Raw genomic sequence first — 19,812 nt, 5'->3', positions numbered from 1 at the left:
GACCTCGTAGTGGGCCTACTCGGTTGATTCGGCAACGCCGCGAGTCGCCGTGCCGGGCGTCGCGACGGGGCGAACGTTGCCTGACGCGGCACTAGCTCCGGTCCACGGCCTGCTCCGCCAGCGGAGTGAGCGGAGGCGCCTGGGCGGGGACCCCGGGCGCCTCCTGGCGTTCCAGGCCGAAACTGGTGAACGCGGTGCGGCGCGGCAGCGGGTAGTGCTCCTTCCCGGTCAGGGAGTTGAGGATGGTCGCACTGCGCCAGGCGGCCAGGCCCAGGTCGGGCGCGCCGACACCGTGGGTGTGGCGCTCCGCGTTCTGTACGTACACCGAGCCGGACACACCGGGGTCCAGCACCAACCTGAACTGCGCGTCCACCAGAGGTCGTTCGGATCGGTCCCGGCGCATATGGGCGTCGAGTCCGACGAGCAGCCGGTCGAGCGGGCGCTCGCGGTAGCCGGTGGCCAGGATCACGGCGTCGGTGGTGAGCCGGGAGCGGGTGCCCTGCTGGAGGTGTTCGAGGTGCAGCTCGACCTTGGTGGTGGCGACCCGCCCCGCCGTGCGCACCCGCACCCCGGGGGTGAGGACCGCGTCGGGCCAGCCGCCGTGCAGGGTGCGGCGGTAGAGCTCGTCGTGGATGGCGGCGATGGTCTCGGCGTCGATGCCCTTGTGGAGCTGCCACTGCCCTGGGACGAGCCGGTCGCGTACGGCTTCGGGCAGGGCGTGGAAGTAGCGGGTGTAGTCCGGTGTGAAGTGTTCGAGGCCGAGCTTCGAGTACTCCATCGGTGCGAACGCCTCGGTGCGGGACAGCCAGTGGAGCTTCTCGGCCCCGGTGGGGCGGGCGCGCAGCAGATCGAGGAAGATCTCCGCGCCCGACTGGCCGGAGCCGATCACGGTGACATGCCCGGCGGCCAGCAGCTGTGCGCGGTGCGCGAGATAGTCGGCGGAGTGCACCACCCGGACACCGGGGGCGTCGGCGAGCGGCCTCAGCGGCACCGGGATGTGCGGCTCGGTACCGATACCGATGGCGATGTTCCTGGCGTACGCCCGCCCGAGGGCGTCGTCAGTGTCGGCGGCACCGCCGGTCCTGGTGAAGTCCACCTCGAACAGGGCACGTTCTGCGTTCCAGCTGACGGAGTCCACCCGGTGGCCGAAGTGCAGTCCGGGCAGCAGCTCGCTCACCCAGCGGCAGTAGGAGTCGTACTCGGCGCGGTGGATGTGGAACTTCTCGGCGAAGTAGAACGGGTAGAGCCGCTCGCGGGCCTTGAGATAGCTGAGGAAGGACCAGGGGCTTGCCGGGTCGGCGAGGGTCACCAGATCAGCGAGGAAGGGGACCTGGAGGGTTGCGCCGTCGATGAGCAGCCCGGGGTGCCAGTGGAAGGCGGGACGCTGCTCGTAGAACGCGAACCCGAAGCCGCCCGGCCCTTCTCCCTCCCGCTGCCGCAGCCCGTGGGCGAGTGCGGCGAGGGAGAGGCCGAACGGCCCGATGCCGATGCCCACCAGGTCCCGGGGCTGGTGGGGGTCGTGGGCGACGGGGGCCGACGTGCCGGTCATCAGGTGGTGCTGCCTTCCACGAGTGCGATCAGGGCGGCGAGGTCGCCGGGCGTGGTGTGCGGGTTGAGCAGGGTGGCCTTGAGCCAGAGGCTGCCGCCGGCACGGGCTCTGCCCAGCACGGCGCGGCCCTCGTGGAGCAGGGTGCGGCGCAGGGCGGCCACGGTGTCGTCGCTCGCGCCGCGCGGGCGGAAGAGCACCGTGGACAGCACGGGTCCGGAGTGGAGTTCCAGCGCCGGGTGCTTGTCCACGAGGCCGGCGAACTCCTGGGCGGCGGCCATGGTGCGGTCGATGAGCTCGGCGACCCCGGTGCGGCCGAGTGCGCGCAAGGTGACGGCGATCTTGAGGATGTCAGGGCGCCGGGTGGTGCGCAGGGAGCGGCCGAGCAGGTCGGGGATGCCTGCTTCGGTGTCGTCGTCGGGGTTCAGATAGTCGGCGGTGTGCGCGAGCGGTGCGAGCAGGGCGCCGTCCGGGACGGCGAGCAGTCCGGCCGCGACCGGCTGCCAACCGAGTTTGTGCAGGTCCACCGTGACGGAGCGGGCGCGTTCAAGGCCCTGCAGCAGCTCGCGGTGGCGGGCGCTGAAGAGCAGCGCCCGCCGTACGCGGCGTCGACGTGGAGCTCGGCGCCGTACCGTGCGCAGAGGTCGGCGATGGCGGGCAGCGGGTCGATCTGTCCGGTGTCGGTGGTGCCAGCGGTGGCGACGACGAGCGTGGGGCCGCGCCGGGCGCCGAGTACGCCGTCGAGTGCGGTGAGGTCGGTGGTGCCTCCGGCGGTGGCTACGGCGACCGGCTCGGGGAGGCCGAGCAGCCAGGCGGCGCGGCGGACCGAATGGTGGGTGTGGCTGCCGCAGACGACCTGTACGGTGCCGTGCCGTTCGCGGGCCAGCAGCAGGGCCAGCTGGTTGGCTTCGGTGCCGCCGGTGGTCACGAGCGCGTCGGGAGCCGTGGCTCCGGGGTACACCTCGGCGGCAAGGGCCCGGGTGACCTCGGCCTCCAGCTCGGACGCGGCGGGCGCCTGGTCCCAGGAGTCCAGCGAGGGGTTGAGCGCGGAGGCGGCGAGGTCGGCGGCGACGGCGAGCGCGAGCGGCGCGGTGTGCAGATGGGCGGCGCACCGGGGGTCCGCGGGGTCGGCCGCGCCCCGCGCGAGGGCGCCGACGAGGGTACGGAGTGCCTCCTCGGCGCCGCTGCCTTGTTCGGGTACGACGGGCCTGACCGTGTCCCGTACCCCCCTGCCCACCGCGTCCGGCCCTCCGCGCGGAAACGGCCCGCCCCGCCGGTCCGCTCCCTCCTTCAGCGCGTCGAGTACGACGGCAAGGAGGGGTCGCAGGGCGTCACGCCCGGCGACCCCTCCGGCGAGGGGCGGTGTGCTCATCAGAGGGTCCTCCGGTGCGCGGTGGGACGGCTGCACCAGGGTGGACTGATCGCCCCCGCGCGGTTCCGGGTTCCGGGGTATCTAACCCGAACGGGTTACGGCTCGTGTCCGCACGCGGACCGTGGCCCACGGGGCACCGGCAAGCCCGGATGACCCGGCCCGGCATGGGGCTCCCCCCGGACGAGTCCGCGGGGAGCTTGAGGACGGACACTCCGGACGCCGCCACGGGGTGCGGCGCACCGGAAACTCACGCACCCTGCGGACGCGACGCGCGGTACACCGGACCATCGCCATCCGGCAAGGGACAGCACGGGCCGGCGGTACACGCGAGCCCCGTCACCCCTGCTGCGAGCGGACCCGGTGCGCGCGGCGCGAGTCGTCGAGCTGGTCCACCAGCTTGCGGCGCAGGGCCGGGGGGATCTCCGCGTCGCGCAGGCACTCCTCCCCGACCCGCAGGTGCTCCGCGTCGACCGCGTGCACCGGGAACGCGTGGTGGCCCGCGGACTGGGCCATGGCCGGGCCGCGGCGGGTGGCGAGGGCGACGGCCGCGGGGTAGTAGCGCGGCACGTAGTCCCGTACCAGCTCCGCTTGTTCGGGCTGCCAGAAGCCCTGGGCGGTCGCGTTGAACAGGTAGTTGGAGAGGCCGTCGGTCTCGAAGAGCCGGGACCAGGCGGCTTCCTTTGCCTCCGGCGTGGGCAGCGCGGCGCGGCAGCGCGCGGCGCCTTCCTGTCCGGTGGCGCTGGGGTCTCGGTCGAGCTCCGCCGCGATCTCCGGCTCGCCGATCGCACCGAGTACGGCGAGCCTGGCGAGGATACGCCAGCGCAGTTCCGGGTCGAGTTCGGGTCCGCCGGGCACGCTTCCCCCGTCGAGCCAGTCGTGCAGGCCGTTGGGGTGGGCGGCGGCGGCGATGAAGTGGCGTACGGCGGTGAGCCGCAGACCGGGGTTCCTGCCGTCCTCGGTGCGGCGGATCAGGTCCCGGGTGAGGTCGGTGATGAGGGCGAGACCCGCCGGGCGCTGCTCGGGGGTGAGCAGGCGGTCGGTGATGTGGGTGGCGGCGAAGGACAGTACGCCCTGGACGACGGCGAGGTCGGCCTCCTCGGGGAGATGGGCGCGGGCGGTCTCCAGGTATGCGACGGGTTCGAGCTGACCGTCGCGGACCATGTCCCGCAGGGCGTTCCACACGACGGCGCGGGTGAGCGGGTCGGGTATGGCGGAGAGGCCGCGCAGCGCGGCTTCCTCGGACGCGCTGTCGAAACGGATCTTGGCGTAGCTGAGGTCGCCGTCGTTGAGGACGACGAGGGCGGGGCGGCGGCCCGGGTGTATCGCGGGCTCGCTGCCCGGCGGCAGCGGTATGTCGATCTCGAAGTGCTCACGCAGCACGAGTCGGCCGGATTCGACGGGGTCGCGGTCGTAGGCGCCGACAGCGATACGGTGCGGGCGGCTGCCGTCCTGGGTGACGGCGAGCTGCCAGCCGCCGTCGGTCTCCGTGATCTCGGCGGTGAGCGTGTCGACGCCGGTGGTGCGCAGCCAGGCATCGGCCCAGGCGTGCACATCGCGGTCGGTGACGGCGGCGAGCGAGTCGAGGAAGTCGGCGAGGGTGGCGTTGCCGAAGCGGTGCCGGGTGAAGTGGCGGTTGATACCGGCGAGGAAGTCCTTCTCCCCGATCCAGGTCACGAGCTGGCGCAGGGCGGACGCGCCCTTGGCGTAGGAGATGCCGTCGAAGTTGACGAGCGCCGACGCGCAGTCGGGCACGGCGTCGGGATCGGGCGCGACCGGGTGGGTGGACGGGCGCTGGTCGGCGTCGTACCCCCAGGCCTTGCGTGCGATGCCGAAGGAGTTCCAGGTGTCCGTGAAGCGGGTGGCCTCGGTCAGGATCTGGTAGCCCATGTACTCGGCGAAGGACTCGTTCAGCCAGATGTCGTCCCACCAGCGCATGGTGACCAGGTCGCCGAACCACATGTGCGCCATCTCGTGGGCGATGGTCACGGCACGGGACTGCCGCTCGGTGTCGGTGACGGCGGAGCGGAACACGTACTCGTCGCGGAAGGTGACCAGGCCCGGGTTCTCCATCGCGCCCGCGTTGAACTCGGGGACGAAGGCCTGGTCGTACGAATCGAAGGGGTAGGGCTCTTCGAACCTCTCGTGGTACCGGTCGTAGCAGGCCCGGGTGATGTCGAGGATCTCGTCCGCGTCGGCGTCGAGGTACGGGGCGAGGGACCGGCGGCAGTGGATGCCGAAGGGCAGCCCCGCGTGCTCGGTGCGTACGGAGTGCCAGGGCCCGGCGGCGACGGCGACGAGATAGCTGGAGATCAGCGGGGTGGGCGCGGCGGTCCAGCGCCCTCCGCCCTGGTGGGTGGTGATCCCGTTGGCGAGGACCTTCCAGCCCTTGGGCGCGGTGACGGCGAGCTCGAAGACCGCCTTGAGGTCGGGCTGGTCGAACGCGGCGAAGACCCGCTGTGCGTCGTCCATGAACAGCTGGGTGTACGTGTAGGTCTCGCCGTCGGTCGGGTCGGTGAAGCGGTGCATGCCCTCACCGGTGCGCGAGTAGGTCATCGCGGCGTCCAGGCACAGTTCGTGCTCACCGGCCGTGAGCCCCTTCAGCGGGAACCGGTTCCCGTCCAGGGCTTCCGGGTCGAGGGGCAGGCCGTCGAGGGTGACGGAGCGCAGGGTGGCGGGCTTGAGCTCGATGAAGCTGTCCCCGTCGGCCCGGGCCGTGAACCGGATCGCGGTTCGCGAGTCGAAGTTCTGGTCACCGGCGGTGAGGTCGAGTTCGATCGAGTACCGGTGGACATCGATGAGCTCGGCTCGGGTCTGCGCTTCGTCGCGCGTCAGTACGGACATGGGGGACATGCTGCCTGATGGGGTCGACCGAGGGCACGGGGGATTCGCTCTCAGCGTGGGCGGGTTTCACTGCGGCCATGACCGTTCGCGCCTGATCGCCGCCTCATGGACCGCGTCTGGCCCGGGGCGGGCGCCCCGAGCCGTGTCCCGCGTCACGCCGGGGCGGGCGCCCCGCCGGCGATCCGGGCGAAGGTCTCGGTGACACGTTCGCGGTCCGCCCCGTCGGCCAGCAGCGCGTGCAGCAGCAGTCGTGCCTTGGGGGCGTCGAGATGGCCTGCCGAGAGCAGCCCGCGGGACAGCACGTCGATCTCCGAGCCCGGACCCGTGTAGGTCCTGCTGAGGAGTGCGCCCGAGCCGGTACGGGAGGCCAGCACGACCGGCATCCGGACGGCCAGCCGTTCCAGCGGCTCGACCAGCCAGGCCGGGACGTGGCCCGCGCCGAAGGCGGCCACCACCAGCCCGTCGAAGCGCTCGTCCACGCTGTCGAGCAGCTCACCGCCGTCACCGAGCGCCAGCGTGAGCAGGCAGACCCTGACCTGGCGCCGCAGCGCCAGCGGCGCGTCCGCCACCAGCGGGTACGACGCGGGCCGCAGCAGGATCCGGGGGCTTCCCTCCACGAGGATGCCCAGCGGGCCCGCGCCCGGGGAGGCGAAGGTGGCGATGGACGTGGTGTGGGCCTTGCGTACATGGCGTGCGGAGTGGATCTCGTCGGCGCACACCACGAGCACCCCGAGGGCGCGGCAGCCGGGGTCGGCGGCGACCGCGATCGCACCGGCGAGGTTCGCCGGGCCGTCGGCGCCCGGCAGGTCGGGGCGGCGCATCGCGCCGGTGACGACGACGGGCGCCGATGTGGTGGTGCACAGCAGATCGAGGAGGAACGCGGTCTCCTCGATGGTGTCGGTGCCCTGGACCACGACGGCCCCGGACCCGGCTTCGGTGACGGTCCCGATCTCCTCGGCAAGCGCCGCGATGTCGCCGAACGAGAGCGAGGAGCCCGGCAGTCGGCGGAAGTCCCTCAGCTCGACCGCGTCGGTCGCGGGAACGCCGGCCGCCGCGAGCACCTCGGCACCGGTCATCCGGGGTGCGCCGCCGGCGCGGGCGGAGATGGTGCCGCCGAGGGTGAAGACGACTACGGAGCCCGTCATGGCCGTACCTGTTCCTTGTCGGCGATGGTCTCGTGGTGCCGGATGACCTCGGCGATGATGAAGTTCAGCAGCTTCTCGGCGAACCCCGGGTCGAGCTTGGCGCTTTGGGCGAGTTCGCGGAGCCGGGCGATCTGGCGGGCCTCGCGGGCCGGGTCGGCGGGCGGGAGGTGGTGGCGCGCCTTGAGATGGCCGACCTGCTGGGTGCACTTGAAGCGCTCCGCGAGCATATGGACGACCGCCGCGTCGATGTTGTCGATGCTCTCCCGCAACCGGATCAGCTCGGCTTGGACGGACTCGTCGATGCCGCTGGGCTCGCTTGTGCTCATGGGGAAGGAGCTTACGTCGGCCGGTGGGTCGTGCGGGGCGGGGAAGGCGACCGCCTGGTACACCTCCCCCGCCCCCGTCCCGTACCCCGACGGGGAGTCAACGGGTCACGCTGTCAGGAGTCGCGGAGTCACAGCGTCGCCGCCGCGTTCTTGATGGCGGTGGCGAAGGTGGACACCTCGGTGTAGACGCCGGGGTAGCCGGCTCGGGCGCAGCCGTATCCCCAGCTCACGATGCCGACCTGGATCCAGGCGTTGTTGTTGTCCCGGCGGAACATCGGGCCGCCCGAGTCACCCTGGCAGGTGTCCACTCCGCCCTCGTTGTAGCCCGCGCAGATCTCCTCGCCCGCAACGAGCTCGGAGTACGCCGACTTGCACTCGGCGTCGGAGACGAACGGGACCGTGGCCTTGCGCAGGTAGCGCTGCTGTGCGCCGCCTTCACGGGTCGCGCCCCAGCCGGCGACGGTGAACGTGCCGCTGTTGTACGCGGTCGTGTCGGCGATCTTGAGTGTCGCGAGGTTGATCGGCGAGGCGAGCTTGATCAGCGCCCAGTCCTTGCCGGTGCCGTTGTAGCCGGGGGCCTGGAGGACCTTGGTGGACTTGACCTTGATGGCGCTGGAGCTGCGGAGGTCCACGACACCGGCGGTGACGGTGATGCTGGTGTTGTTGCCGGAGCCGCTCACGCAGTGGGCGGCGGTCAGCACGATCTGCTGGGTGTACAGGGAGCCGCCGCAGCCCATGGAGAGGCGGACCATGAAGGGGAACTCGCCCTGGGCGGCGCGGGTACCGCCGACGACGGGCTGGGGGGCGGCGGAGGCGGAGGCCGGCTGGAGGCTGACAGCGGCGAGCAGGACCGCGCCTGCCGCCACGCATCTCTTGAGGGCACGTACGAGGGTGTTGTTCACCGAATGCCTTCTTCCGTGGGGGGTCTTGCCGGTTGAGCGTTGACGTACGGCCCACTGGGTGACATGAGCCCGTCAACACTGGTCCGGATTATGAGGACGGTGTGGCGTAGCCCACAAGGCGCACTTTTCGGCCAGGACGGGGAGGGTGGGGCGGGATGGGAGGGGGCAGTCGGGCCGGGCGGTGGGGCGGCCAGAGGCGCGAGGACGACGAAGGCGACGAGGACGCCGAGGACGGCCCGGCGAAACGCGGCACCGCCGCACCGGGTCGTAGAGTTGGCGCGTCTCACGTCTCACGTCGCAAGTCGCACGGCACCGACAGGGGGTTTGACGTGACGGAGGGCAGCGAGGTGGTGCACGGCTACCCGCACCTCGACACCGCGCGGGCGGCCATCACCGCGCTGCACAGGCGCCTGTCATACGACGGAGTGCTGGCGTACGCGAGCAGCGTCTCGCCGGCCGACGTGGCCTTCGCCGACCAGGACGACCTCCACCTCGGGACTCAACGGGTCGCCCACGCCCTGGTACGCCAACTCCGGCTGCCGGAAGCACGGATGATCGTGAGCTTCCGTGAGATGCGGCATGCGGCGAGCGTCGAACTCACCGCCGGCCCGGAGTACTTCATCGAACTGAACGATCGCTTCCGCAGGCACCGCAGGGACATCGGCGCGGCGCTCGCCCACGAGATCACCCACGTACTGCTGCACCGCCTGGGGCTGGCCTTCCCCGGTACGCGCGACAACGAGATCCTCACGGACACCGTGACGACCTACCTCGGAGCGGGCTGGCTGCTGCTCGACGCATACCGGGAGGACGCGGTTTCCAGCCAGAAACTGGGCTACCTGACCCCCGAGGAATTCGGCTACGTACTGGCGAAGCGAGCACTGCTGTTCGGCGAGGACCCGTCGGTGTGGTTCACCAGTCCACAGGCGTACACCGCCTACACGAAGGGTCTGGCCCAGGCACTGCGCGACGGGCGGCAGCCGCCGCTGGCCGCGGCGGGCTGGAACGGGCGGCGCCGCTACGCGAAGGACCGGCGCGACGCACAGGAGCGCCTCGCGGAGTCCGGGCAGCCGGGTCCCTGGCCCCCGGGGCACGCGTACACCTTCGAGCGGGCGTCCGGAGACGGGCTGCGGGTGTCGTTCCCCTGCCCGGTCTGCCGGCAGCGGATCCGGGTGCCCGTAAGGGGCCGGGTCCGGGCACGGTGCGCCCTGTGCCGGACGGTCCTCGAATGCGACACCTGAGGAGGGTTCCGTAGGGTTTTCCTATGAGGACCGACGAGCCAGACGAGCTGAGTGGAGAGCTCTTCGACGCTCTGTACGCGGGCGACGACGACGCCGTCGTTCGGGCACTGCGGGCGGGAGCGGCGGCGGAGGCGGCCGACGAGGACGGACAGACCGCGCTCTACGCCGCGGCGTCCCTGAACCGGCCGGGCATGGTGCGCCTGCTCCTCGCCGCGGGCGCCGATCCGAACCGCCCGAGCGGCGCCGAAGGCGCGGAGCTGCCCCTGTGCGGGGCCGCGGTGTGGGGCCGCACCGAAGTGATGCGGGCTCTGCTGGCCGCGGGCGCGCGGCCCGATCTGGAAGAGGACCCGGAGGTACGCGCGCTGACCTGGGCCTGCCGCGAGGGCCGTGCGGAAGTGGTGGACCTGCTGCTCACCGCGGGCGCGGACCCGGACCTGCCGGGTCCCGGCGGTGAACCACCACTGGTCACGGCCGCCAGGCGCGGGGCGCCCGCCTGTGTACGCACCCTGCTGCGGCACGGCGCCCGGCCCACGCGGGAGGCACTCGGCGAGGCTCGGGAGTGGATCGGCGTCGATGTGGAGGCACGGCTGCGGCGTGAGCTGTCCGGGATGGACGGTGAAGGCCTGGAGACCGTGTCCCGCCGGGTCGAGGAGGACGGCACGGTGACGGTGATCGTCGAGCTGGTCCAGGACGGCGGCCTGGTGGCGGGAAACGAGCAGCAGACCGGCCACGCGGCCATCGCCACGCTGCTGGAGACCGCGCTGGACATGCGGACCCCCGCTGGCGAGCTGGCCGAGCGCGCCCTGCGCTGCGGCGATCCAGACCAGGACGACTGGACCGAGGCCGTGGAGGTGCTCCAGCGTCGCGGCGACCAGGAGACTTTCCGGGCCGCGGCCGCGTGGGCGGGCACCGGGGATCCGCTGCGGCAGGCGTTCGCGGCGGATGTACTGGCGGGTCTCGGGCTGCCGGACGAGGAGTACGGCGCCGGAGCGTCCCACGCGGACGGTGTCCCGGCCGGGCCCGGGCACGCGAACCCGGGGCACGCGGGGCTGCCCGCCCGCGTGGTGCCGCTGCTGCGGGAGCTCGCCCGGGAGGCCGGTGACCCGGAGGTGATCCGCTCCGCCGTCGCGGGGCTCGGGCAGCAGCGCGACCCGGCCGGGGTCGGGGAGATCCTGCGCCACGCCGGACACACGGACCCGGAGGTGCGCTTCGGTGTGGCGGTGGCCCTGCACGGGCTGCTGCCCGGCGAGCACACCGAAGGCATCGACACGGTCATCAGACTGACCCGGGACGAGGACGACGGAGTGAGGGACTGGGCGACGACCGTACTGGCCGACACCGAGGCCGACGGCCCCGCGATCCGCCAGGCTCTCGCGGACCGCCTCGCGGACCCGGTCCCGGACATCGAGGCGGAGGCCGCGCGCGGCCTGGCGATGCGTCAGGACACGCGTGCGGTTGCCGCGTTGGAGCGGATTCTGGCGGACGAGGATCCGGAAGGCTACGCGTACTCCACCGCGGAGCAGGCGGTGGAGTACGTCATGGACGAGCCGGCTCGTCGCCGCCTTGACGCGACGGTGCCACGCGGTCGCTGAGCGGGATACGGGTTCCCGGTGTGCCGCGCCCCGGCGCGGTGCGGTGCGCCGTTCGGGCTCGCCCGCATACGACGGGACCCGACGGCACGTCGGCGGGCGCACCGCGCCGCAGGCTCAGCGGCTGGATCCCAGCATCTCCAGGTAGTGCGCGTTGTACATGACGCCCAGGACGTTGCCGAAGGGGTCCACCACGGAGGCGGTGACGAATCCCGGGCCCCGTTCCGTCAACCGCTCGTAGACCTTCGCACCCATGGACAGCAGCCTGTCGAGGGTGGCGCTCACATCGTCGACGTGCCAGTACACGATGGCCCCGCCCGGCCCGGTGGCCGCGCCGGCGGGGGCGTGGCGGCTGTCGATCAGCCCCAGCTCGTGCAGGTGGTCGCCGAGACGGAACTCGGCGTACCCGGGGCGCTCGAAATACGGCTCCGTGCCGAGCAGTTCGGTGTACCAGGCCTTGGCCGCGGCCAGATCGGCGGTCTGGAAACTGACGGTGGTGAGTCCTCGCAACATGGTCGCCTCATCTCAGGCGCGCAGACCGCGCCCGTCGCCTTCCTCGGTGCCATGACCGTAGACGGCAAACAGGTCAGAATCCGTCCTCATTGCCGGGACGCAGGGGCGGCAGCGGGCTCCTGCCAGGTCGGTCCTCGCCCCGGCGGGGCGAACGCGGCCGTGCCGCCGGCCGGAAAGGCCGACGGCACGGTGGTGGGGGTGGGGGGAAGCGGCGGCGGTCAGCAGCCGTGGTCGACGAGGTCGAACGAGGCGTAGTGGTCAGCCGTGTAGTAGTCCTGATCCTGCGACTCACCGGTGACGATGCGGCGGGCGCCGCGCGTGGAGGACCCGGGCGTCTCGACGGTGTACTCGTGGTAGTAGCCGTTCGACTCCGACGGGAGGATGCCCTCGCGGTTGGAGAAGACAGTGCCGTCCTGGGAGTAGGGGAACGGGCCGCCGGCGTCGATCAGTCCGAGGGTGTCGTGGGCCTGCGAGGGCAGGTCGGAGTAGCAGATCTGGCCGACGTACGACGCGGTTGCGGCGCTCGCCGGGGCCGCGACCGAGCCGCCGACGAGCAGGGTGGACACAAGGGCGGCGGCGCCGCCGAACAGGGTGAATCGTGGGGGGATTCGCATGCCATCCATTGACGCGCGTAGAGATTGACGCGTCAATGACAAGCATGGGGAGTTCCTGTGCATGTCAGCTACACGAATCGGCCACCTCTGGATGTTCGTACGGATGACATCCCGCCGAAACCGGCCGCCCGTTCCCATGGTCCTGGACGGCCGCACCACCGAGCAGCACCAGCATCAGCAATCCCGCCATGACCAGCTGTCCGCGCACCAAGGCGCGTTTGTGCGCCCAGGTGCCGTACGCGCACAGCGCGAGCGCCACCATCAACAGCACGCCCACCACCCCGAGGTAAGGCCCCATCGGATCCGCGCGTCCGTCAGAGCCGTAGTTCAGCCCCGACCGCGCCCAGGCTCCGTACGTCAGCAGCAGGCCCGCCAGTTCCAGGATCACCAGCGCGTACGCGGCGAACCCGGAGGACTTCTGCTCGTCCTGCTGCGGATCCTGGTCGGTGGGGCGTTCACTCATCCTGCCAGCTTGATCATCACGGCCGGTGGTGCACATGAGTACGCGTACTCATCAGCACTGAGCACTCCGACCCACCGCGTGCCGCCGCAGAAAGCTAACCCCGTGCCCCGTACACCGGCAGCGGCGGCTCGGCGGCCTCCAGCAGCTTCCGGGCCGCCCGGCCCGCCTCCGCAGGGCTCCAGCGGGCGCCCTTGTCGGCCGTGGGACCGGGACGCCAGCCCTCCATGACCGTGATGCGCCCCGCCTCGGCCTCGAACACCCGCCCCGTCACCCCCGCGCTGTCCGCCGAGCCGAGCCAGACGACCAGCGGCGAGACGTTCTCCGGCGCCATCGCGTCGAAGGCGGCCGGGTCGTCCGGGGCCGCCATCGTCTCGGCGAAGGTCCGCTCGGTCATACGGGTCCGTGCGGCCGGGGCGATCGCGTTGACCTGGACCCCGTACGGCGCGAGTTCCTCGGCCGCGACGAGGGTGAGCCCCACGATCCCCGCCTTCGCCGCGCTGTACCCACCCTGTCCGACAGAGCCCAGCAGGCCGGCGCCGCTGGAGGTGTTGATGATCCGGGCCTCGGGTCCCCGCCCTGCCTTTGCCTCTGCGCGCCAGTACGCGGCCGCGTGCTTCAGCGGCAGGAAGTGGCCCCGCAGATGCACCCGCAGTACCGCGTCCCAGGCGTCGTCGTCCAGGTTGACGAGCATCCGGTCCCGCAGGAAGCCCGCGTTGTTGACGAGCGTGTCCAGGCGGCCGAACGTGTCCAGCGCGGCGGCCACCAGGGAGCGCGCGCCCTCACCGGTGGTGATGTCAGCGGCGTGCGCGACGGCTTCACCGCCGTCAGCCCTGATCTCCGCGACGACCTCCTCGGCCGGTGAGGCGGACGCGCCCGATCCGTCGGGTCCGGTGCCGAGGTCGTTCACCACGATCCGCGCACCCTCGGCGGCGAAGGCGCGTGCGTGCGCACGGCCGAGCCCCCGTCCGGCGCCCGTCACGATGACGACCCTGCCCGCACAGATGCCGTGGTTCCCGTCCAGTGGTGCGCTGCCGCCCATCTCAGACCTCCTTGTTGACCGTTGCCGCGTCCAGGAACGCCGGGCGTTCCCCACCCCCGTGCACCAGCAGCGACGCCCCGCTCACATAGGCCGCGCGCGCCGAGGCGAGGAAGACCGCCGCCTCGCCGATCTCGTCCGGCTCGGCCAGCCGCCCCAGCGGCACGGTGCGGCCCACCGCCGCCACCCCCGCCTCGTCGCCGTAGTGCAGTGGGGCCAGTTCGGTGCGTACCATCCCGGGCACGAGCGTGTTCACCCTCACCCGCGGGGCCCACTCCACCGCCATCGAGCGTGCGAGGTTCTCCAGCCCCGCCTTCGCCGCCCCGTACGCGGCCGTGCCGGGCGACGGGCGGGTGCCGCTCACGCTGCCGATCATCACGATCGAGCCGCGCGCCCGGCACAGCGGCTCATAAGCGGCGAGCGACACCGTCAGCGGCACCACCAGATTCAGCTCCAGCACCCGTGCGTGCCGTACCGGGTCCGCGTCGTCCAGCAACCGGTACGGCGTGCCGCCCGCGTTGTTGACCAGGGTGTCCAGCCTGCCGTACCGGCGTGCCACCCGGGCGATGAAGTCCCCGGCGGCTACCGCGTCCCGTAGGTCCACGGGTTCGAAGTGGGCTCTGCGTCCGGCGACTTCGATGGTGGAGTCCGGTGGTCTGCGGGCGCAGACGACGACTTCGGCACCCGCGGCGAGGAATGAGCGCGCGATTCCCGCGCCCACGCCCCGGGTGCCACCGGTGACGACGGCGACCCTCCCGTCCAGCTCCATCGGCTGCTACCTTCCTCACTGGGCAGTCACCTAACAAACGTTTGGTGGAAAGGTAGCTGATCGGCTCATGGGTGTCTCCACCGCAAGCCCCGAGAAGGGCATATCCGTCGTCACGATCGATTTCCCGCCCGTCAACGCCCTTCCCGTAGGGGGCTGGTACGACCTCGCCGACGCCGTACGGGCGGCGGGCCGGGACCCGGAGATCCGCTGCGTGGTGCTGGCCGCCCGGGGACGCGGGTTCAACGCGGGCGTGGACATCAAGGAGTTGCAGCGCGACACCGGCCACGAGGCTCTTATCGGCGCCAACCGCGGCTGCTACGAGGCGTTCGCGGCGGTGTACGAGTGCGAGGTGCCGGTCGTGGCAGCCGTGCACGGCTTCTGCCTGGGCGGCGGGATCGGACTGGTGGGCAACGCCGACGCGATCGTCGCGTCCGATGACGCCACTTTCGGGCTGCCGGAGCTGGACCGCGGCGCGCTGGGCGCCGCGACGCACCTCTCGCGGCTGGTGCCGCAGCATCTGATGAGGGCGCTGTACTACACCTCGCGCACGGTGGGCGCCGCCGAGTTGATGGCGCATGGCTCGGTCTGGCGGGTGGTGCCGCACGGCGAGCTGACGGAGGCGGCCTTGGAGCTGGCGCGCGAGATCGCCCGCAAGGACGGCCGGTTGATCCGGCTGGCCAAGGCCGCCATCAACGGCATCGACCCCGTGGACGTACGCCGGAGCTATCGCTTCGAGCAGGGTTTCACCTTCGAGGCGGGTCTCAGTGGCACGGCCGCGCGCGTACGGGACACGTTCGGGAAGGAAGAGGAATTGAACGAAGGGGAGAAAGCGGACGAAAGGGGTGCAGGGCGTGGCTGACAAGACCATGGCCCCGGACGAGGTGGTCTCCCGGCTGAGCAGCGGAATGACCGTCGGCATCGGCGGCTGGGGTTCGCGCCGCAAGCCCATGGCACTCGTCAGAGCACTGCTCAGATCCTCGGTCACCGATCTGACGGTGGTCTCGTACGGCGGCCCTGATGTCGGTCTGCTGGCAGCCGCCGGCCGGATCCGCCGGCTCGTCGCCCCCTTCGCGACCCTGGACTCGATCCCGCTCGAACCGCATTTCCGGGCCGCCCGCGAGGGCGGCACCCTGCGGATGACGGAGCTGGACGAGGCGATGTTCATGTGGGGCCTGCACGCGGCCGTCAACCGGCTGCCGTTCCTGCCCGTGCGCGCGGGCCTCGGCTCGGACGTGCTGCGGGTCAACCCCGAGCTTCGGACGCTGACTTCGCCGTACGAGGACGGAGAGGAACTGGTCGCCGTGCCCGCGCTGCGCCTCGATGTCGCGCTGGTGCATATGAACAGGGCCGACCGGATCGGCAACGCCCAGTATCTGGGCCCCGATCCGTACTTCGACGACCTGTTCTGCGAGGCCGCCGACGAGGCCTACGTCTCCTGCGAACGACTGGTCGACACCGCCGAGTTGACCAAGGACGCCGCCCCGCAGACGCTGCTCGTCGGCCGCCACAGCGTCACCGGTGTCGTGGAGACCCCGCACGGCGCCCACTTCACCTCCTGCGCCCCCGACTACGGGCGCGACGAGGCCTTCCAGAAGCTGTACGCGAGCACTCCCTGGCAGGCCTTCGCCGAGCGCTTCCTTTCCGGGCCCGACGAGCAGGCCTACCAGTCGGCGGTATGGGCCTGGCGCGAGGAGGAGCAGCGATGACCGACCGCGCCACCGAACTCGCGGCCACCCGGGCGGACTTCTGCGTGGTCGCCTGCGCCGATGCCTGGCGCGGCAACGGCGAGGTGCTGGCCAGCCCGATGGGCCTGATCCCCGCCATCGGCGCCCGCCTCGCGCGCCACACCTTCTCCCCCGATCTGCTGCTGACCGACGGCGAGGCGATGCTCGTCGGCCTGGACGGCACGGTCGAGGGCTGGCTGCCCTACCGCCGCCATCTGACCATGGTCACCGGCGGCAGACGGCATGTGATGATGGGCGCCAGCCAGATCGACCGGTACGGCAATCAGAACATCTCCTGCATCGGCGACTGGTCACGCCCGGCCCGGCAGCTGCTGGGAGTGCGCGGCGCACCCGTCAACACGCTCAACAATCCCGTGAGTTACTGGATCCCCCGGCATTCGCGACGGGTCTTCGTCGAGAAGGTCGACATGGTCAGCGGCGTCGGTTACGACAACGCCGCCGCCGCAGGTGGATCCGCGACCCGGTTCCATCACATCCCCCGGGTCGTGTCCGATCTCGGGGTCTTCGACTTCGAGACCCCTGACCACTCGATGCGGCTGGTGTCCGTACACCCCGGGGTGACCGTCGAACAGGTCCGGGAGGCCACCGGCTTCCCGCTCGTGACCGGTGACGAGGTTGCGTACACCCGTGAACCGAGCCCGGCGGAGCTGCGGTTGATCCGCGAGGTCATCGACCCCGCCGGAACCCGTGAGCGCGAGGTGCGCGGCTGATGCCCCGGATCGAGACGGCGCTCACCCGGCTGACCGGGGTCGAGCACCCCCTTGTCCAGACCGGGATGGGCTGGGTCGCGGGCCCCCGGCTGGTGTCGGCGACGGCCCGGGCCGGGGCGCTGGGCGTCCTCGCGTCCGCGACCATGACCACGGAGCAGCTCCGGCAGGCGGTACGCGAGGTCAAGTCCCGCACGGACGCGCCGTTCGGCGTCAACCTGCGCGCGGACGCGGGGGACGCCCGGGAGCGAGTGCGGATCATCGTGGACGAGGGCGTACGCGTCGCCTCGTTCGCCCTCGCCCCCTCCCGGGAACTCATCGCCGAACTGAAGGACGCCGGCGTGGTGGTGATCCCGTCCATCGGCGCCCGCCGCCACGCCGAGAAGGTCGCCGCCTGGGGCGCGGACGCGGTGATCGTCCAGGGCGGCGAGGGCGGCGGCCATACCGGCGAGGTGGCCACGACCGTACTGCTACCCCAGGTGGTGGACGCTGTGGACATCCCGGTGATCGCGGCAGGCGGCTTCCACGACGGACGCGGCCTGGTGGCGGCACTCGCGTACGGGGCGGCGGGCATCGCCATGGGCACCCGCTTCCTGCTCACCTCCGACTCGACGGTCCCCGACGCCGTCAAAGCCCGCTATCTGGCGGCCGGCGTCAGGGACATCACCGTCACCACCGCCATCGACGGCCTCCCGCACCGAATGCTCCGCACCGACCTCGTCACGGCCCTGGAGCGGCACGGCCGCGCCCGCACCCTGCTGCACGCACTCCGCCGGGCCGCCGGATTCCGCCGCCTGTCCGGGCTGTCCTGGCCCGCGATGCTGCGCGACGGCCGCGCGATGCGGCACGGCAAGGACCTGACCTGGGGTCAGGTCCTTCTCGCCGCGAACACCCCGATGCTGCTGCGGGCGGCCATGGTGGAGGGCCGTACGGACCTCGGAGTAATGGCGTCGGGCCAGGTGGCGGGGGTGATCGAGGACCTGCCGAGCTGCGCGGAGCTGGTGGACCGGGTGATGGACGAGGCGGAGCGGGTGCTCCGCAGGATTCCCGGGTCCCTCAGGCCCCTGCCCGGGGGATGACGCCGAAGCCGTAAACGGACCAGCCCGACGGAGCACGCGTATGCCCGGTCTGTTGGACCGGGTGCGAAGTCGTGTCGCCGGCAGATCACACGGACGACGGCGATCCGGTGAACCGACCGCCTTGCCCTGTCGGCCGGTCCACCGTGAGTGGGGTCATCGGGAGGCGGAGCGCCTGCCGCCGCCTCCGCCACCGCTGCCGCGGGTGGCACCGGAGGTGCGGCTCCGGCCCTGGGCGTGGCCGCCATCGGCGCGCACGGCCGGGCCGCGTACGGCCTGACCGCTGCCCGTCTGGGCGCGGGTGCCGCCACTGCTCTGGCCACGGCCCGCCTGACCACCGCTCCCCTGGCCTCGGGTGGAGCCGCTCCCCTGAGCGCCCCCCGTTGACTGGCCACGGGCAGCACCGCTCCGGGCGCGCCTGCGCTGCGGCCGCGTCGACGTCGCCGACGCCGGTTGCGGCGGCTGCGGTACGTCGATGGTGACCGCGACACCGGACGGCTCGCGGGCTCCGGTCAGCCGGGCGAGTTCCTCGTCGCTGGACTTCACCCTGGCTGTCCGCGGGCTGATTCCGGCGTCCGCCATCAGCCGGGTCATCTCGCGCTTCTGCTCCGGCAGCACCAGCGTCACGACGCTGCCGGACTCACCGGCGCGCGCGGTGCGCCCGCCCCGGTGCAGGTAGTCCTTGTGGTCGGTCGGCGGGTCGACGTTCACGACCAGGTCGAGGTCGTCCACGTGGATACCGCGGGCCGCCACGTTGGTCGCGACCAGTGCCGTGACATGCCCGCTCTTGAACTGGTCGAGGGTGCGGTTGCGCTGCGGCTGCGAGCGGCCCCCGTGCAGGCCCGCCGCCCGTACGCCGCTGGCGAGCAGCCGCTTGACCAGCCGGTCCACGGACCGCTTGGTGTCCAGGAAGAGGATGACCCGGCCGTCGCGGGCCGCTATGCGCGTGGTGACCGCCTTCTTGTCCGTCTCGTCGGCGATGTACAGGACATGGTGGTCCATGGTGGTGACCGCGCCCGCGGACGGGTCCACCGAGTGCACCACGGGATCGCTGAGGAACTGCTTGACCAGCCGGTCGATGTTGCGGTCCAGGGTGGCCGAGAACAGCAGCCGCTGACCGCCCGGTTCGACCTGCTTCAGGAGCGCGGTGACCTGCGGCAGGAAGCCCATGTCGGCCATCTGGTCGGCCTCGTCCAGCACGGTGATCGCGACCTGGTCCAGTCGGCAGTCGCCGCGTTCGATGAGGTCCTTCAGCCGCCCGGGGGTGGCCACCAGCACCTCGGCGCCCCTGCGCAGCGAGCCCGCCTGCCTGGTGATCGACATCCCGCCGACCACCGTCGTCAACCGGAGATTGACCGCGGTCGCGTACGGAGTGAGGGCGTCGGTGACCTGCTGGGCAAGTTCACGGGTGGGCACGAGCACCAGGGCGAGCGGCGCGCCGGGCTCGGCGCGCCGGCCGGCGGTGCGGGCGAGCAGCGCCAGGCCGAAGGAGAGGGTCTTGCCGGACCCGGTCCGCCCACGGCCGAGTAGGTCTCGGCCGGCCAGGGAGTTCGGCAGGGTCGCCGCCTGGATGGGGAACGGGTCTGTCACGCCCTGGGCGGCGAGCGTCTTCAGCAGGGCCGCCGGCATGTCGAGCTCGGCGAACGCCTGGACCGGGGGCAGCGCCGGGGTGACCGTCTCGGGGAGGGTGAACTCCCCGGCGGATCCGGCGACGCCGCGTGCGGACGATTTCGGGGAGGTCCGCGCGGACGGCTTCCCGGAAGTCCTCGCGGTTGCCCTGCCACGGGATTGCGACGGGCCCCTGCGTGCCTGGCCGGCTCCGGGGCGTTCGGTACGGGTCATCGGGATTGCCTTCCTGGACCTCATGGACAGCACAAACCGGGACCCGCGCCATGGCGGCGCGGGTCCCGGCTGCGAGCTAGACCCT

General features: G+C 72.0%; 17 protein-coding genes and 1 pseudogene. 6 read left to right on the top strand and 12 right to left on the bottom strand.

From position 1 onward, the window contains the following. Positions 1 to 91 precede the first annotated feature (91 nt). From ACFWI9_RS06490 to ACFWI9_RS06465, 6 genes and pseudogenes are all read right to left on the bottom strand, one after another. On the bottom strand, positions 92 to 1,549 hold the full coding sequence (locus ACFWI9_RS06490) for a lysine N(6)-hydroxylase/L-ornithine N(5)-oxygenase family protein (RefSeq protein WP_387159386.1): 1,458 nt from the start codon (positions 1,547 to 1,549) through the stop codon (positions 92 to 94). Beyond that, a pseudogene (locus ACFWI9_RS06485) lies at positions 1,549 to 2,918 on the bottom strand (pyridoxal phosphate-dependent decarboxylase family protein). The gene ACFWI9_RS06490 and the pseudogene ACFWI9_RS06485 overlap by 1 nt, the downstream one beginning before the upstream one ends. Before the next feature lie 336 nt (positions 2,919 to 3,254). Next, positions 3,255 to 5,768 carry an aminopeptidase N gene (gene pepN / locus ACFWI9_RS06480; RefSeq protein WP_387159385.1) on the bottom strand — a complete coding sequence of 838 codons (2,514 nt, stop codon included), beginning with the start codon at positions 5,766 to 5,768 and terminating at the stop codon, positions 3,255 to 3,257. A gap of 143 nt (positions 5,769 to 5,911) precedes the next feature. Next, the gene (locus ACFWI9_RS06475) at positions 5,912 to 6,904 is read right to left on the bottom strand and encodes an asparaginase (RefSeq protein ID WP_387159384.1); all 993 of its coding nucleotides are present in this window, start codon (positions 6,902 to 6,904) and stop codon (positions 5,912 to 5,914) included. Then, positions 6,901 to 7,230: a chorismate mutase gene (locus ACFWI9_RS06470; RefSeq protein WP_387159383.1), complete on the bottom strand. Its 330-nt coding sequence runs from the start codon at positions 7,228 to 7,230 to the stop codon at positions 6,901 to 6,903. The genes ACFWI9_RS06475 and ACFWI9_RS06470 overlap by 4 nt, the downstream gene beginning before the upstream one ends. A 128-nt stretch (positions 7,231 to 7,358) precedes the next feature. Beyond that, positions 7,359 to 8,132, bottom strand: a complete 774-nt coding sequence (locus ACFWI9_RS06465; protein ID WP_387159382.1) for a S1 family peptidase — start codon at positions 8,130 to 8,132, stop codon at positions 7,359 to 7,361. A gap of 329 nt (positions 8,133 to 8,461) precedes the next feature. Here ACFWI9_RS06465 and ACFWI9_RS06460 point away from each other — a divergent pair, with 329 nt between their 5' ends. Beyond that, the gene (locus ACFWI9_RS06460; protein WP_387159381.1) at positions 8,462 to 9,373 is read left to right on the top strand and encodes a hypothetical protein; all 912 of its coding nucleotides are present in this window, start codon (positions 8,462 to 8,464) and stop codon (positions 9,371 to 9,373) included. Positions 9,374 to 9,396: 23 nt separating this feature from the next. After that, on the top strand, positions 9,397 to 10,965 hold the full coding sequence (locus ACFWI9_RS06455) for an ankyrin repeat domain-containing protein (protein WP_387159380.1): 1,569 nt from the start codon (positions 9,397 to 9,399) through the stop codon (positions 10,963 to 10,965). Between the two features lie 114 nt (positions 10,966 to 11,079). Here ACFWI9_RS06455 and ACFWI9_RS06450 read toward each other — a convergent pair whose 3' ends face one another. The 5 genes from ACFWI9_RS06450 to ACFWI9_RS06430 all read right to left on the bottom strand — a co-directional run bounded on the left by ACFWI9_RS06450 (position 11,080) and on the right by ACFWI9_RS06430 (position 14,357). Further along, positions 11,080 to 11,475 (bottom strand): VOC family protein, encoded by a 396-nt coding sequence (locus tag ACFWI9_RS06450; protein WP_387159379.1) that lies wholly within the window; start codon positions 11,473 to 11,475, stop codon positions 11,080 to 11,082. A gap of 218 nt (positions 11,476 to 11,693) precedes the next feature. Beyond that, positions 11,694 to 12,089 carry a ribonuclease domain-containing protein gene (locus ACFWI9_RS06445; RefSeq protein WP_387159378.1) on the bottom strand — a complete coding sequence of 132 codons (396 nt, stop codon included), beginning with the start codon at positions 12,087 to 12,089 and terminating at the stop codon, positions 11,694 to 11,696. A 64-nt stretch (positions 12,090 to 12,153) separates the two neighbouring features. Continuing rightward, positions 12,154 to 12,552 (bottom strand): DUF6234 family protein, encoded by a 399-nt coding sequence (locus tag ACFWI9_RS06440; RefSeq protein ID WP_387159377.1) that lies wholly within the window; start codon positions 12,550 to 12,552, stop codon positions 12,154 to 12,156. A 94-nt stretch (positions 12,553 to 12,646) separates the two neighbouring features. Next, positions 12,647 to 13,591, bottom strand: a complete 945-nt coding sequence (locus ACFWI9_RS06435) for an SDR family oxidoreductase (protein ID WP_387159376.1) — start codon at positions 13,589 to 13,591, stop codon at positions 12,647 to 12,649. A 1-nt stretch (position 13,592) separates the two neighbouring features. Then, positions 13,593 to 14,357 (bottom strand): SDR family oxidoreductase, encoded by a 765-nt coding sequence (locus ACFWI9_RS06430; protein WP_387159375.1) that lies wholly within the window; start codon positions 14,355 to 14,357, stop codon positions 13,593 to 13,595. A gap of 67 nt (positions 14,358 to 14,424) precedes the next feature. On the opposite strand from ACFWI9_RS06430, the gene ACFWI9_RS06425 reads away from it, so the two are divergent. Genes ACFWI9_RS06425 through ACFWI9_RS06410 form a run of 4 tightly spaced genes read left to right on the top strand, consistent with a single transcriptional unit; the run spans position 14,425 to position 17,888 of the window. Further along, a complete protein-coding gene (locus ACFWI9_RS06425; RefSeq protein ID WP_387159374.1) occupies positions 14,425 to 15,216 on the top strand; it encodes an enoyl-CoA hydratase family protein in 792 nt (263 codons plus the stop codon). Continuing rightward, a complete protein-coding gene (locus ACFWI9_RS06420; protein ID WP_387159373.1) occupies positions 15,209 to 16,063 on the top strand; it encodes a CoA transferase subunit A in 855 nt (284 codons plus the stop codon). Before ACFWI9_RS06425 ends, ACFWI9_RS06420 begins: the two co-directional genes overlap by 8 nt. Next, positions 16,060 to 16,812 carry a CoA-transferase subunit beta gene (locus tag ACFWI9_RS06415; protein WP_387159372.1) on the top strand — a complete coding sequence of 251 codons (753 nt, stop codon included), beginning with the start codon at positions 16,060 to 16,062 and terminating at the stop codon, positions 16,810 to 16,812. The genes ACFWI9_RS06420 and ACFWI9_RS06415 overlap by 4 nt, the downstream gene beginning before the upstream one ends. Before the next feature lie 8 nt (positions 16,813 to 16,820). Then, positions 16,821 to 17,888 (top strand): NAD(P)H-dependent flavin oxidoreductase, encoded by a 1,068-nt coding sequence (locus ACFWI9_RS06410; RefSeq protein ID WP_387159390.1) that lies wholly within the window; start codon positions 16,821 to 16,823, stop codon positions 17,886 to 17,888. 153 nt (positions 17,889 to 18,041) lie between these two features. On the opposite strand, the gene ACFWI9_RS06405 is transcribed toward ACFWI9_RS06410, so the two are convergent. Beyond that, entirely contained in the window at positions 18,042 to 19,727 is a 1,686-nt protein-coding gene (locus ACFWI9_RS06405; RefSeq protein WP_387159371.1) for a DEAD/DEAH box helicase, read from the bottom strand. Between the last annotated feature and the right edge of the window lie 85 nt (positions 19,728 to 19,812).

The organism is Streptomyces sp. NPDC127084 (assembly GCF_042724175.1).
Taxonomy (GTDB): Bacteria; Actinomycetota; Actinomycetes; order Streptomycetales; family Streptomycetaceae; genus Streptomyces.
This window is presented reverse-complemented; position numbering and strand designations above follow the sequence as displayed.

Excerpts from the sequence above, each read along its gene's own strand:
- pepN (WP_387159385.1), bottom strand. The coding sequence starts at position 5,768 with ATGTCCCCCATGTCCGTACTGACGCGCGACGAAGCGCAGACCCGAGCC.
- ACFWI9_RS06425 (WP_387159374.1), top strand. The coding sequence starts at position 14,425 with ATGGGTGTCTCCACCGCAAGCCCCGAGAAGGGCATATCCGTCGTCACG.
- ACFWI9_RS06445 (WP_387159378.1), bottom strand. The coding sequence starts at position 12,089 with ATGCGAATCCCCCCACGATTCACCCTGTTCGGCGGCGCCGCCGCCCTT.
- ACFWI9_RS06435 (WP_387159376.1), bottom strand. The coding sequence starts at position 13,591 with ATGGGCGGCAGCGCACCACTGGACGGGAACCACGGCATCTGTGCGGGC.
- ACFWI9_RS06450 (WP_387159379.1), bottom strand. The coding sequence starts at position 11,475 with ATGTTGCGAGGACTCACCACCGTCAGTTTCCAGACCGCCGATCTGGCC.
- ACFWI9_RS06470 (WP_387159383.1), bottom strand. The coding sequence starts at position 7,230 with ATGAGCACAAGCGAGCCCAGCGGCATCGACGAGTCCGTCCAAGCCGAG.
- ACFWI9_RS06440 (WP_387159377.1), bottom strand. The coding sequence starts at position 12,552 with ATGAGTGAACGCCCCACCGACCAGGATCCGCAGCAGGACGAGCAGAAG.
- ACFWI9_RS06415 (WP_387159372.1), top strand. The coding sequence starts at position 16,060 with ATGACCGACCGCGCCACCGAACTCGCGGCCACCCGGGCGGACTTCTGC.
- ACFWI9_RS06430 (WP_387159375.1), bottom strand. The coding sequence starts at position 14,357 with ATGGAGCTGGACGGGAGGGTCGCCGTCGTCACCGGTGGCACCCGGGGC.
- ACFWI9_RS06490 (WP_387159386.1), bottom strand. The coding sequence starts at position 1,549 with ATGACCGGCACGTCGGCCCCCGTCGCCCACGACCCCCACCAGCCCCGG.
- ACFWI9_RS06475 (WP_387159384.1), bottom strand. The coding sequence starts at position 6,904 with ATGACGGGCTCCGTAGTCGTCTTCACCCTCGGCGGCACCATCTCCGCC.
- ACFWI9_RS06405 (WP_387159371.1), bottom strand. The coding sequence starts at position 19,727 with ATGACCCGTACCGAACGCCCCGGAGCCGGCCAGGCACGCAGGGGCCCG.
- ACFWI9_RS06455 (WP_387159380.1), top strand. The coding sequence starts at position 9,397 with ATGAGGACCGACGAGCCAGACGAGCTGAGTGGAGAGCTCTTCGACGCT.